General features: G+C 41.4%; 12 protein-coding genes. 3 read left to right on the top strand and 9 right to left on the bottom strand.

Annotated features, from left to right (window positions below):
- The first annotated feature begins 27 nt into the window (after window positions 1-27).
- Window positions 28-288, top strand: coding sequence for a hypothetical protein (locus ACM0OR_RS21020; RefSeq protein ID WP_414578542.1), 261 nt, complete (start codon window positions 28-30; stop codon window positions 286-288).
- Window positions 289-615: 327 nt separating this feature from the next.
- On the opposite strand, the gene ACM0OR_RS21015 is transcribed toward ACM0OR_RS21020, so the two are convergent.
- The 3 genes from ACM0OR_RS21015 to ACM0OR_RS21005 form a co-directional block, all read right to left on the bottom strand.
- Complete coding sequence (locus ACM0OR_RS21015) at window positions 616-3,264, bottom strand: type I secretion system permease/ATPase (RefSeq protein WP_414578540.1); 2,649 nt, start codon at window positions 3,262-3,264, stop codon at window positions 616-618.
- Entirely contained in the window at window positions 3,213-3,971 is a 759-nt protein-coding gene (locus ACM0OR_RS21010; protein ID WP_414578538.1) for a peptidylprolyl isomerase, read from the bottom strand. The genes ACM0OR_RS21015 and ACM0OR_RS21010 overlap by 52 nt, the downstream gene beginning before the upstream one ends.
- Before the next feature lie 257 nt (window positions 3,972-4,228).
- The gene (locus ACM0OR_RS21005; protein WP_414578536.1) at window positions 4,229-5,023 is read right to left on the bottom strand and encodes a TIGR00297 family protein; all 795 of its coding nucleotides are present in this window, start codon (window positions 5,021-5,023) and stop codon (window positions 4,229-4,231) included.
- Between the two features lie 419 nt (window positions 5,024-5,442).
- On the opposite strand from ACM0OR_RS21005, the gene ACM0OR_RS21000 reads away from it, so the two are divergent.
- The gene (locus ACM0OR_RS21000) at window positions 5,443-5,874 is read left to right on the top strand and encodes a VOC family protein (RefSeq protein WP_414578534.1); all 432 of its coding nucleotides are present in this window, start codon (window positions 5,443-5,445) and stop codon (window positions 5,872-5,874) included.
- On the opposite strand, the gene ACM0OR_RS20995 is transcribed toward ACM0OR_RS21000, so the two are convergent.
- From ACM0OR_RS20995 to ACM0OR_RS20970, 6 genes are all read right to left on the bottom strand, one after another.
- On the bottom strand, window positions 5,804-6,472 hold the full coding sequence (locus tag ACM0OR_RS20995; protein ID WP_414578532.1) for an esterase/lipase family protein: 669 nt from the start codon (window positions 6,470-6,472) through the stop codon (window positions 5,804-5,806). The two genes, ACM0OR_RS21000 and ACM0OR_RS20995, sit on opposite strands and share 71 nt — an antisense overlap.
- Window positions 6,473-6,713: 241 nt before the next feature.
- Window positions 6,714-7,508, bottom strand: a complete 795-nt coding sequence (locus ACM0OR_RS20990; RefSeq protein ID WP_414578530.1) for an AhpC/TSA family protein — start codon at window positions 7,506-7,508, stop codon at window positions 6,714-6,716.
- A gap of 84 nt (window positions 7,509-7,592) precedes the next feature.
- Entirely contained in the window at window positions 7,593-9,041 is a 1,449-nt protein-coding gene (locus ACM0OR_RS20985) for an NHLP bacteriocin system secretion protein (protein WP_414578529.1), read from the bottom strand.
- Window positions 9,042-9,249: 208 nt separating this feature from the next.
- Window positions 9,250-9,462, bottom strand: coding sequence for a hypothetical protein (locus tag ACM0OR_RS20980; protein ID WP_414578527.1), 213 nt, complete (start codon window positions 9,460-9,462; stop codon window positions 9,250-9,252).
- 654 nt (window positions 9,463-10,116) lie between these two features.
- Complete coding sequence (locus ACM0OR_RS20975; protein WP_414578526.1) at window positions 10,117-10,254, bottom strand: hypothetical protein; 138 nt, start codon at window positions 10,252-10,254, stop codon at window positions 10,117-10,119.
- A 128-nt stretch (window positions 10,255-10,382) separates the two neighbouring features.
- Entirely contained in the window at window positions 10,383-12,527 is a 2,145-nt protein-coding gene (locus ACM0OR_RS20970) for an NHLP bacteriocin export ABC transporter permease/ATPase subunit (RefSeq protein WP_414578524.1), read from the bottom strand.
- Window positions 12,528-12,700: 173 nt separating this feature from the next.
- Here ACM0OR_RS20970 and ACM0OR_RS20965 point away from each other — a divergent pair, with 173 nt between their 5' ends.
- Entirely contained in the window at window positions 12,701-12,862 is a 162-nt protein-coding gene (locus ACM0OR_RS20965) for a hypothetical protein (protein ID WP_323267456.1), read from the top strand.
- Window positions 12,863-13,005: the final 143 nt, after the last annotated feature.

Raw genomic sequence — 13,005 nt, 5'->3', positions numbered from 1 at the left:
ACAGTAAATCGCACTTAGGTTCACGCCATGAATATTCTTCTAACAACTTCTAGCAACTCTCAGCCATCTACCCAAACCTCACAGTTAATTACCACATCTTCCCCAACAATTGAGCAACCCTCTGCTTGGATGCGCGACGGTTACAGCCCTACGGAAATCATCCTCGCAGCCGCAATTTTGACTTCTTTGTTGATGGGGGGAGTTGCGACTGTGATTATGGCGATGACTGGGTTAGTCAAAACTTTAGCCCCACAGACAGTAAATCAAAGCAACCAAAAAAGAAAATAATTTATTTGTCAAGGCCAACATTTTCACGATAAACCCTTATCCCGCCTAGAACTTAAGTTCTAGGCTAATAGCAAAAGTCCACTTATAGTGGACTAGATAGAGTTTTTCTTTTAGCCCTCTTTTAGAGGACTTGCGCTATTAGACTCGGCACAATACCTCTCGGTTAAGCTTATTTATTGCCAAAATTAGTGGAGGGTAACATGGCTAAAAACCTGAGAACTTCGTGAGTAAAATCATTTTAAGTTTTCTAACCGAGAAGTATTGAGACTCGGCATTAATTCCGAGGCGGGATAGATGCACTCAACTAATTTGATTTCCAACAACTTCTTACACATTCGCTTGCTGACGCTGATACAGTGACCAGTACAAACCCTTTTGCTGCAATAATTGTGGATGAGTACCACGTTCAGCAATCACCCCTCGCTCTAACACTAAAATTTGATCTGCTCGTTTGAGAGGTGCAAAGCGGTGAGCAATCAAAAATACAGTCCGGTTAGCGGATATCTTTTGCAGATTTTGTAGTACCTGTTGCTCAGTTTCACTATCTAAAGCACTGGTAGCTTCATCTAATACTAAAATTGGTGCTTCCGAGAGAAACAACCTCGCCAAAGCAATGCGTTGTCTTTGTCCTCCAGATAAGGCTGTACCCCGTTCCCCAACATTATTTTCATAACCATAGGGTAATTGACTGATAAAGTCATGGGCTACCGCCATTCTTGCCGCTTCTACTACTTGTTCGGCGGTAATATTGGGATTGCCTAGGGTAATATTTTCCAAGATAGTACCATTAAATAAAAAGTCTTCTTGAAGAACTACACCAATTTGTTGCCGCAGTGACGATAAATCAGCACTCTTAATATCAAAACCATCAATCAGAATGCGTCCTGATTCTATTTGATAGAGTCTTTGTAAGAGTTTAGACAGGGTACTTTTACCAGAACCACTGCGTCCGACAATCCCGACAAATTGCCCTGGTTCAACATTAAAAGAAATGCCGCGCAAAACAGGCTCAGTGTTAGCTTTATAACGGAAAAATACCTGTTCAAAGCTAACTTCTCCTTTCAGGGGTGGTAAGACTAAACCTGTCCCCATTTCCGCTTCTGGGGCGACGTTGAGAATATCCCCAATTCTGTCTACTGAGAGTAAAACTTGTTGCAGATTTTGCCACAACTGCACTAACCGCAACAGTGGCCCTGTCACCCTACCAGATAGCATTTGAAAGGCTACAAGTTGCCCAACTGTAAGCTTTTGGTCAATAACTAATTTCGCACCTACCCAGAGGATTAATAGGGAAGATAAATTAGTGAGGAAGTCACCAATATTACTGCTAATGTTAGAAGTAGTGGAAGCTTTAAAGCCAGTACGGACAAAACGAGCAAATAAACCTTCCCAGCGATCGCGGGCTACTGATTCGGCTGCATGAGCTTTGACAGAATGGATACCCGTGATTGTTTCTACTAAAAATGACTGACTATCAGCACTGCGGTTAAAGGTTTCGTTTAACCAGTTACGCAAAATCGGTGTTGCAACTATCGTCAAGGTGGCAAACAGTGGTAAAACTGCTAACGCTACAAAGGTGAGAGGGATGTTGTAGTAGAACATCAACACCAAATAGACAACAGCAAAGATGCTATCTAAAATTACCGTTAATGCTGTACCGGTAAGAAACTGGCGGATTTGTTCCAGTTCTTGCACCCTGGCGACGGTATCCCCAACGCGCCTAGACTCAAAATAAGCCAAGGGCAAGCGCATGAGATGACGAAATAACTGTCCTGATAAACTTAAGTCTAAGCGTCTGGCTGTGTGAGTAAAGATAAATAGCCTCAGAATACCGAGTATAGACTCAAATAATGCAATAAATAACAGTGCGATCGCCATGACATCAAGAGTGGGTAAACTCTCCTGTACCATGACTTTATCAATCACCACCTGGGTAATTAGTGGTGTCCCCAACCCCAATAACTGCAAGGTAAAAGAAGCTAGTAAGACTTCTCCTAAAAGTTTCCGATATTTCCAAACGGCTGGAGTAAACCAACTCAGATTAAATGTTTCTTGCTGGGATATCAGTTCTACTTGCCACAACCGTCCATCCCAGACTTGCTCAACCACTGATTGCGGCAGGCTCTCACAAATACTATCAGGATGGAGGGGATTAGCGATAATTAAGCGATCGCCTTTCACACCATAAGCTATTACCCATGACTGCGATTCCCATTGGAGTAAAGCTGGAAATGACAACTGTCGTAACTCACTCCAACTAACTTGCACCCGCCGCAGCACTAACCCTAATTTTTCTCCGGCTTCGACAACTTGTTTGGCATTCTGTCCCCGCAGTTGGCGTTGCACCCATTCCAGTTTCACGGGATTATTTAACTGTTGGGCGGCCATTGTTAAACAAGCAGCTGCTGTATTCCCACTAGTAACAAAAGGATAATTTTGGGCTGTCGGTGTAGGTGTAGGTGTTGGAGTTGGTTCTGGTGTAATGGGCTGGAATACTTGTACTTCGGACGCAATGACTGGGTTCTCTGGTTGGGCGACACCTAACCAATAATCTTCTATTTCTGGGTTAGATATTTCTGCCCACAGTTTTGTATCCCAACAAGCTACGACTACCTCTTTAGTCGCCGCTACAGCTTTATAATCCCCTGGGATTTTTTGTAAATCGCCGAACCAATCCCCCACCTCTAAGGCTACTAAAGGTGTACCTGTATCTTCTTCCCGCAGGCGGACTTTACCAGCAATAATTAAAAACTGGTAGCCGCCTAATTCGCTTGACCAAATTTTCTCTCCCAGTCGATAGCGACGGGTTTCTAAACGTTGTTCTAATTGGGATTTTTGGTCAGGATTGAGCAAATCCAGAGGTGGTTGATTCCAAGGTATAGTAGCTAGCACGTATTGTCTTAGAGATTCATCATCTTGAAGTTTTAACTCATCTGTAATTTGACTGTCAGCTTTTGAATTTTCTCCGCTAGCCATTGTTCAAATAATTCGTTTTGTAGTGCTTGTGTTAATTGCGTATCATCTAAAGACGCGGGTAATAATTGTTCTATGCGAAACAACCCAAAGCGTCCATCAAGTTCTATAGGGCCTACTACTTGTCCAGGGTTGGCGGCATCAATAGCAGCCCTTAATACATCTGGCATTGTGCCTCGGCTAATTGGCCCCATCATACCGTTGACAATGCGATCGTCTGCTTGGGAATACTCCTTGGCTAATTGCTCAAAACTACCTCCTTCGGTGATTTGTAGTTGTAACTCTTCTGCCAGTTCTCCACTATCCACCACAATCCGCGAGAGTACCACGCGGTCTAGAAAAATTTTCCGTTCAATAAAGTATTCAGAGATTTTTGCTTCTGTCACTAAAGCTTTTAATTTTTCTAATTTGAAGTTGAAAGTAATTGCGGCGTGGAATGTATTGTAATCAGTACCATTTCTCCTCAACCATTCCTGAAAAACTTGAGGATCAGCTAGTTGATTTTTCAGTCGAAAATCAATAACACTCTGTTCTGACAGGGCTGAATTGATTTCTATATCCTCCCGCGTGCTGATTTCTTGCTCAATTACATACTGACGAAGCACATCACTAATAAACTGAGACAATTTCCCTGATGTTTGCAGATATTTTACTGTTTGTTCTACAGAAATTGCCTGTTCGTCAATGCTCAAAAACGATAAAGTTTCCATGAAGTCACCTGGTGAAATAGCTAAAAGTTTATAAACTAAAATAAGTAATGGCAAGAATGAAGATTGGGAAATAGAGATTGGGCAAAACTTTTAGGCTTTACTTCGTTGCAAATACACAAAATTGTCAACTTTAGGCGTGTAGCCAAAAGCGACTCTCAATTAATTAGAGTTATTGAGTCTAAGAATAATTAGGTAAATGCTACTAAAAGTGCTGAGTAATGAGTCAACGATTCTGGACTCCTGCCCTCTACCCCTACCTAAATCACACTTGCCCAGATAAAAGCGAATAGCATAGCTGCGATCGCGCCAATTAAAGTGTTAACAATATTAACGACTTCATTTGTCAGCCAAGTGTATTTAGCTTGCAGGGTTGCACCAATGACACTTTCTAAATTTGTGGCAACGAATGCTGCTAAGACACACCACAGTATACCCATCGGTGAAACTAAACTCACACCCCAACCTAAAATAGCGATCGCAATTGAAGCCACTACACCCGCTAAAGTCCCCTCTAAACTCACAGCCCCTTCTGTCCCTCTCGCTACTGGTTGCAGTGTAGTAATTAAAAAAGTCCGTTTACCGTAGGCTTTACCAACTTCACTAGCACAGGTGTCAGACAACTTTGTACTAAAACTCGCCACATAGCCCAACAAGAGGAGGGATTGGGGATTGGGGATTAGGGACTGGGAATTAGGTAAAATTAGTCCAGTATTAATTAGTCCGAATCCTATAGCGCACAATGCCGCAGTCAAGGCAGAACCCCAAACGTTTTCCGGGCCTCTCGCACCTGAACGTTTTTCGGCAATACCTTCTGCCTCTTTTTGCGCTAGGCCGATGCGCGTCACACCAGAACCCACTAAAAAATAAAACATCACTACTACATATCCTTGCCAGCCTATAGTTCCCCAAATCAATACGCCCAGTAACCAAGCGTGAAATACTCCCGCAGGGGTCAGCAGCTTTTTGGGAGCAAACCAAACTAAACTCAACAAAATGGCGTTTAGTCCTACTCCTACTAACCAAGGATTGGCAGAGCTAATAAATGAGAACATCAGCAATGAACCATGTGTAGTGTTGCCCGGATATCAACCAGAATAGCGAATTTTAGAGCTAACAGCAGAATTCACGACTCAAAATTCAGGAGTCAGAAGTAAAACAAGCTGTATATCTGGCTGGAAATTTTTGTTGCTTGACCTCCCCATCCGCAAAGTGCATAGTTTATATTTTCTTTACAGGTTAAAGGAGAAATAAACAGGCAAAATAGCAAAAAAGTTATCCCTGACTATGATTAAGACAATGGCATTAATTACCAGGATATAATCTGAGTTCATTAAAAACGGTATTTTAGCTACGTTCGTAGTAAGGACTTTAGTCCTTATTTTCTAAAAAAATAGCCAAGCACTTTACAAATAACCTCTAAGCACTAAAGTGCTTACTACAAACCACTAATACCCAATTCTCAATTAACACTATGAACCAAACTATATTTCATCTCGCTTTCCCTGTGACTGATCTTACTCAGGCAAAAGCATATTATGTTGATGGATTAGGCTGTATACCCGGTCGTGAAAACCCCCAAGCCCTCATTCTTAATCTTTATGGTCATCAATTAGTAGCCCATCTGACCAAAGAATCTTTAATGCGTCAACGCACTATTTATCCCCGGCACTTTGGTTTAATTTTTACCCAAGAAACAGACTGGGAAGAACTATTACAGAAGGCGCAACAAAAACAGCTTTTATTTCGTGAAGAACCCAAAAATCGCTTTGTCAGTTCTACCCTAGAACATTGCACTTTCTTTTTAGAAGATCCGTTTAACAATTTAATGGAATTTAAATATTATCGCCACCCAGAGGCAATTTTTGGGAGCTATGAATATACTCAAATTGGTGATAGGGCTTAATTGGTTCTGCTAATACTCTTGCTACTGCGGTGATGCACCGAGAGTCTGTAAGCATCCATGAATGCAATGCTACTGGGATAATTACTTCTTTACCTATGGGCATTTGAGAACTATTTGCCGGAATGATCATCAAATCATAAGTTGTCCAAATAGAAGTAAAACTCAACTGCTGTAACATCACTGCATCAGCATTTAAATCTTTAAGAAATTCACTGTTAGGACGCATTTGTAAGCATCCAGGATTGCGGGAGGCATAGGCGACAACAGTTCCATGATGCGGTGAAGAAATCGTAATAAACCGTTGCACACGGTTAATTCCTCCCAAGCGTTGGATATAGTAACGGCTAACAATTCCGCCCATGCTGAAGCCTATTACATCCAAGGTTTGTTCTGGTGCAAAGTTTCTCGCAATGTAGTTAGCTAGTTGCTGTGCCAATACATCCAGACCTACTTCACCATTGTTTGGGACTAAATCTAGTGAATACACAGGCCAACCCTGTTTTCCTAAAAAAACAGCCATTTCATCAAAGACTGCTTCTGTATCGGTAATGCCATGCACAAACAATACAGGATTACGCTGTTGGTTTGTTGTCTTCATTATTTTCAATGCTTGACAATAGTTCTGTAGAAAATGTAACTGAGCCTAATACTTGCCAGAAGCCAGATTATGACACTCTTGTGACTGGTTGAAGGCTCTTGTGCAGGGTATAGGGAGCAAGGGGGCAGATTTTACCTCAATACCCTACTCCCTAAACCCTTAACGGGTGACAAGCTGTTTAGCCATCTTGTCACCCGTTAAGGTTCGTTGCAGTCCGTACTCATTTTTCCAATGATATGAATTAGTTATACAAAAAAGATAAGGGATTGCTCATATTTTCGGCAAAATCAAGAATACCGCGATCGCGATGTTCATAAATTAATTTTCCTTGAGAATCAAATAGAAAAGTTCCTCCCCGTTGTGTCAAATAAGATGAATCTGGGACATAAATATTCCAGTTGCGCAAAACTTCGGTCATATTCCGCAAGCGCAGGGTTGCTAATTCAAAAGGACGTTGAAAGCCTTTTCCTCCAGCAGCTTTGAAAAACGAACCTTTCATTGGTGGTAAAGGCGTACCCCTGACAACTTCCTCATCAGCAATTAACTGAGGAGCTTTCTTATCACCCTTATAGCCCCGAAAAACTTCTTTCAGAGTTCCGGGACTACCAATCCCCGCACACATTAGCATTAAATTCAGCCAAGCTTTTTGTGATGTTGATAGCATGGGGAATTGTAGAGACAAACCGCGATAAAGACCTAATAAAGCGTGTATTTCCGCTTTTGTATCCACAAATAACCATTCTTGAGGAAATCCCGTGTATTGACAAAACTTGATCCCAGAATTGCGGTTTCCAATTCCAATAGCACGAATTGTGATTCCTTTTGCTGCGATTTTTTCTTTTTCTCTTTGTAGCCACCAAGCGTATTCCAAATTATCAAAATCTCCCAACTGCGACCAAATAAGTACAAGCAACTTTGAAGTATTCGAGCAACCATCTAAAACGGGTTTAATCTCTCCATCGCTAACTTGCAAGCGTTGAGTTTGACTCAAAAGCGAGTAAATATCTGGAGAATTGGCGCGTGTTTGGGGATTCATTTAGGTGAGAACAACAGTCTTTAAATATTATTTTAGATGGATTCGGACAAGGTTCTGGAGATTTGACTCTTGATGGGCAAGCAATCAAAGATTTTCTATCCCACTCCATTCTTTCAAAATGGGCAAAACAAAAGTAATCGGCGATCGCTCTTCTACTGTTACTCTGACAGTAGTGGTTGTTCCTGGCGAAATTGCCAACTTTGGCCCATTAGAAGATGACCACTTGTAACCGCTAAAGGTCTTGGGGTCAAGTTTTAATTGCGCGATCGCTTCTATTTTCCCTCCTTCCCCATCCATCACTTTTTGGACTAATTCTGGGTTTCCTACCACAGAACTTGCACCTTCTGAGGTGACAGGAAAGGCTGAAACTTGCTTAATTTCCCCGACAATCCCCCCAAATCTTGCCCGCTTGACCGTATCTGGTGTAATTAAAATCGGCATTCCTGGTTTAATTTGCTTGCCATCTTGTACCCTAAAATAAGCAACGCTCATCATTTCGCTGGCTTGTCCTGATGTTTGCAAAGTTCCTAAACGGTTTCCAGGACTGAGATATTGCCCTACAGTGGCGGTTATTTCTACAATACATCCAGCGTGAGGACTTTTAATGGTGCTATTCTCTGCAACTTCTTGTTCCCAGCGAGCGATCGCTTGTTGCAATTCCTGAATTTGATTTTTCTCAGTATTAACAGCTTCTAGATTATTCTGTTCTAGTTGTTTGCTACGGGTATTTAATTTTTCTAACTCAGCGTTAATTTGGGTAATATTGTTGTTATTTTCTAAATATTTCTGCTGTTGTTCTGTTTCTTGAACTCGTAATTGCTGTAACTGTGCTTTAATCTCTGATATGTTCTGACGAGTTTGGCGATATTCTTGTTCTGCTTGTAAAACTTGTTCTTCGGAAATTGCTCCTTGCTTTTGTAATTCCCGTTGTTTTTCCACTCTTTTTTGGAGTACAGGCGTTAATTCTTCTACATCTTTGAGACGTTCTTGGAGACTAAGACGCTGTTGAGAAATGCTATTTAACCCTTCATCTTGGAGGCGAGGAGCTAATTTTTGGTTATCTTGCAACCGTTGTGTTAAACTTGTTCGTTCAGCAGTAATTGTTCCTGTTTCTAACTGGGTTCGTTGTTGTCGTAGTAAAGTAGTTTCTTGGACTTGTCGTTGTAATTGCGTTAGTTTATCCCGTTGTTGCTGTAATTGCTGTTTTTGTTGGGAGGGATCGATAGTGGCGAGAATATCATCCTTGGCTACACATTGTCCGTTTTTAACATTTAGCGATCGCACCTGTCCCGATATGGGAGACTGAAACTGTACAACCTTCCGGGGATTGATTAGCACTCCCTTACCTGTGACTGTGATGGGAATATTACCAAACACGCTCCAGAGTACACCTAAAACCCCAAAAACAGCCAATCCGCCCAAAGATAACCAATCTTTAGGGTTGACAACTTGCATCAAATGATCCAACCGTTCTGGAGAAGATAGGCGATCGAGTGCTTGTTGACGGAAAATAGTGCGTTTTTTTTCAGACATTCATCTATTTTTGGGCTAGAGATCCACACCAGAGCCATATCGGGAATGAAATTAGCCTCCATACTATATTTTCAGATAGAAAATAGTATGGAAGCGTGTACCAGTATTGTACTGATTAAACGGAATAGTCAATATAGTAAATTGGGCTGGGAGTTCGGAGTAGAGAATAGGAATATTCTGCGTGAACGCAACTTAGTATAAGGTAGTTCTACGTTGGAACATATCCACCTGAACTACGACGACCCTGGTGCGTCCCTTGACCCCCACACACGTCTAAAAGGTCTTTCATATTCAGTTTAATCAGAGTATTCGCATCTTTTGCTACCGATGATTCACAATCTACTTCGGATGTAGAAATTACATCAGATTCTCTCAAATTAGGTAGCACAAATTTATGATTATTCATGTTCGTTTCTTTCATTTTTTGAATCTTTGAGTGTATGAAATTTTGGCATAGTCTGTGGTTAAGTTACCCTTGAGCAGTGGGGTACGGCAACATATAGTCATCAGTAGTCAATATCGATATTCAACCTTGATTTCAGTGAAGTTCAAACTAAAACTCTCCATCCCTCCTGCAATTATTGCCAATTCTGCTGGGAGGAGTTTGGACTCTGGATTTAATTGAGAGAATCTAGACTCTTTATTGTTAATGTTTTTCTTGTTGTTTTTCATTTTTTTCTGAGATGGGATTGAGTGTATGTTCTGAGGTTTGAATTCCCTCACTCACTACATACGATAGTCAAAATGTTTTATGCACTATCCGCTTTTTACAGCGAAGATGTATTCGGTTGAGCATCTGTTCTAGCACGAATGCTACTTATATCAAGTCTGCTTCATGACTTACGATATGTCATTACGAGTGAAACGAAGCAATCGCAATAACTCTGCAATTACTTCACCCCACTATTGCTACTTTCGTAATGACAGTATTTAATCGTTCAGTTTTGATTACCTAGTAGGTCATCAAATTTGAATTGATGGATAGGCAAGTTTGTAGTAAGGACTTTAGTCCTTAAAAAAATCAGGACTAAAGTCCTTACTACGAACCGTCAAAACTAACTTGACACAATACTAGTCAACCTTTAGTGCTAGGTACAAAAATAACCCTGGGTAAAGCCACACCCCCTACTGCTGTTGCCAATTCTGCTGGGAGGAGTTTGGACTGTGGACTTAATTGAGAGAGTTTTGACTCTTTATTTTTGGTGTTTTTCATTTTTTCTGGGATGGTATTGAGTGTATGTTCCGGGTTTTAATCCCCTCACTCACTACATACGACTGTCAAAATATTTTATGTACTTATTATCCGCTTCCCTTATATCAGGAATTGCTAATCGCGGCTAATTATTTGGTCATTTGTCGCGCCATCAAATCAGCAAATAACCCCTCAACGGCAGCCAATTCCTCAAAACTTCCCTGCTGGATAATCTTCCCAGCTTGCAGCACATAAATTACATCTGCATGACGAATCGTACTTAAACGATGAGCAATGACAACACGAGTAACTCCCAATTGTTCTAAACTTTGAGTCACGATCGCCTGAGTATGATTATCTAACGCAGATGTTGCCTCATCAAACAGTAAAATCTGCGGTTTATGTACCAACGCACGGGCGATAAATAATCTCTGTTTTTGTCCTCCTGAAAGATTGCCGCCTCCTTCGGAAATAATAGTATGTATCCCCATCGGCATTGCTTCCACATCATCCGCTAATCCAGCCATCTGCAAAGCTGTCCAAGCTTCCTCTTGAGTAACAATTGCACCCCCGGCAATATTTTCCCAAATCGAGCCGCTCATAATTCGCCCATTTTGCAGCACTACCCCCAATTGTCGCCGGACTGCGGCAATATCCAATCCTGACAAATCTCTGCCATCATAGGATATTGTTCCTGCCTCTGGGGTTTCAAATCCTAACAACAACCGGAGAATAGTGGACTTTCCACTTCCCGATGGCCCGACAATAGCAATAAATTCTCCGGCTTTGGCTTCTAGGGTGATATTGTCTAAAATTAAAGGACTATCTGGACGGTAACGAAAACTAACTTGGTTGAATTTCAGTTGACCGGAAAGCTTTCCCGGATGAAATTTATTAACATCTACTTCTGGTTTTGTTTTTAAAATGGGTTGAGCGCGTTCCCATAAAATCGTGATATCTAAAATATCTACGGCGGTGTTGCTTAATCTCGTTGCGCTAGTGATAAATGTCGCAAAGGCAATATTAAATGCCAGAAATGTGCCGGTAGATAATTGCGTTTCCCCATCGGACTGGCTAATTAAGGAAACAGCTAAAGTAAACACTAGAATTGAACTTACTGTCGGCATTGTAATATTAAAGACAGTCAGCACATCTTCAATGTATTGGGTACTCAACATCAGTTTTACCTGCTGAGTATATTTTTTCGCCCAGCAAGCAAACGCTTCTGATTCAGCCGCCGCAACTCGTAGTTTAGATACTCCACCGATTAACTGCACTGTTAGTCCCAGAATTTCCCCTGCAAGTTGCTGGAGGGGACGGGATTTGCGGCGAGTGATGAGACTAATGATAGTAGTAACTAGAAATATTAGCAGCGCGATCGCGATCGCCACTAATGCCAGAGGCAAACTATAAAATAGCAATAGCCCCAGATTTAACAATGAGAATACACTAGTAAATATAATTCGCAGAATTGCACCGCTAAGTCTGTTGCGAATTTGAGTAATAGCAGAGACGCGATTATATAAATCCCCTGTGGAATACTCGCGAAAAAAAGCAGGTTTGAGTTTCAGAAGTCTGTCCCAAACAGCCGCTTGGGTATCATAACTGACTTTAGTTTGTAATCTGAGGAGGGCAAAAGCTTGAGCCAATTGAAATATTACCACCCCAAAACTAGCTGATAACAATCCCAAACCCATCTGGATTAATAATTTACGGTTCGCATCGGGAATAGCATAGTCGATAATAATGCCCGTAATTTGCGGCGTAAACATTGTAAACAAAGTTGCAACTATTCCCACCGAGAGAATTTTTAGTAAGTCTGCGGTACTCACTTTCAGAATAAATTGCAGAATGTCCAGTAGAGTAATTTCTTTGTCCGGTAAAGGACGATAAAAGGTATAGGCTTGAGGGGCTAGTTTAGCAGCAGTTTGGCGGTTGATGGGAGTGCGTGTCAACTCTATAGGGTCAAGTATCTCATACCGAGTGGCTTTGACTTTTAGTAGGGCAACAGGTCGGTTGTTTTCTTGAGTAAAAACAACTAAAGAACCACAATCATTTTTCCACCAGTTAGCGGTAAGAGTGACGCGACGAGTACGGAAACCAGAAGCGCGGGCAATTCCCTCTAGGGTTTCATGGAGTCCACTCAGGTTTTCGGATTTAGCGGGGGGACGAATGGTTATACCCAATTCTTTACCGACAGCACCCGCAGCAATTAGTAGGGGCGTTTCTCCTTGAGGAAGGTTGGCGGTGGGATTCAGGATTGATGCTAATTCCTGTAGGGCTTTTTCTGTCATGGGACAGGGAGTTTTATCATGTCCTGAATTTTACCAGATTTATGAGTGATCCTGCTCAAGCGAATGCCTCTTCATTGTCATAAGCAGATAGTGCATAAAAAAATCTTGACTGACCTATCTAGTGAGTAAGTAAGGGAATCAAAACCCAGAAAATACACTCAAAAATTAACAACATGAAAAACAACAAACAAAAACCAACACATCCACAACAACTACACAGCAATGAAAAACAACTTGAACTATTGAGTGATGATCAACTTCAAGATGTAGTTGGGGGTTTATTACTTCCTGCTGTGCAAGCAGCCCGTGAAGCCGCATCTCGTATTAGGGCGTAAGGGACTTCCAGTGAAAAAAATATCCAAACTGTAGGGTGCGTCAGTGCGATAGAACCTAACTATACTAAGAAATTATTCATACTGACGCATAGGGAAAACGCATCTTATTTACTAATAAAAATTAAGAGAGATTTCAAAATGAC

The sequence above is a fragment of the Anabaena sp. CCY 9402-a genome, assembly GCF_963920945.1.
Classification (GTDB): domain Bacteria; phylum Cyanobacteriota; class Cyanobacteriia; order Cyanobacteriales; family Nostocaceae; genus Trichormus; species Trichormus minutissimus.
This window is presented reverse-complemented; position numbering and strand designations above follow the sequence as displayed.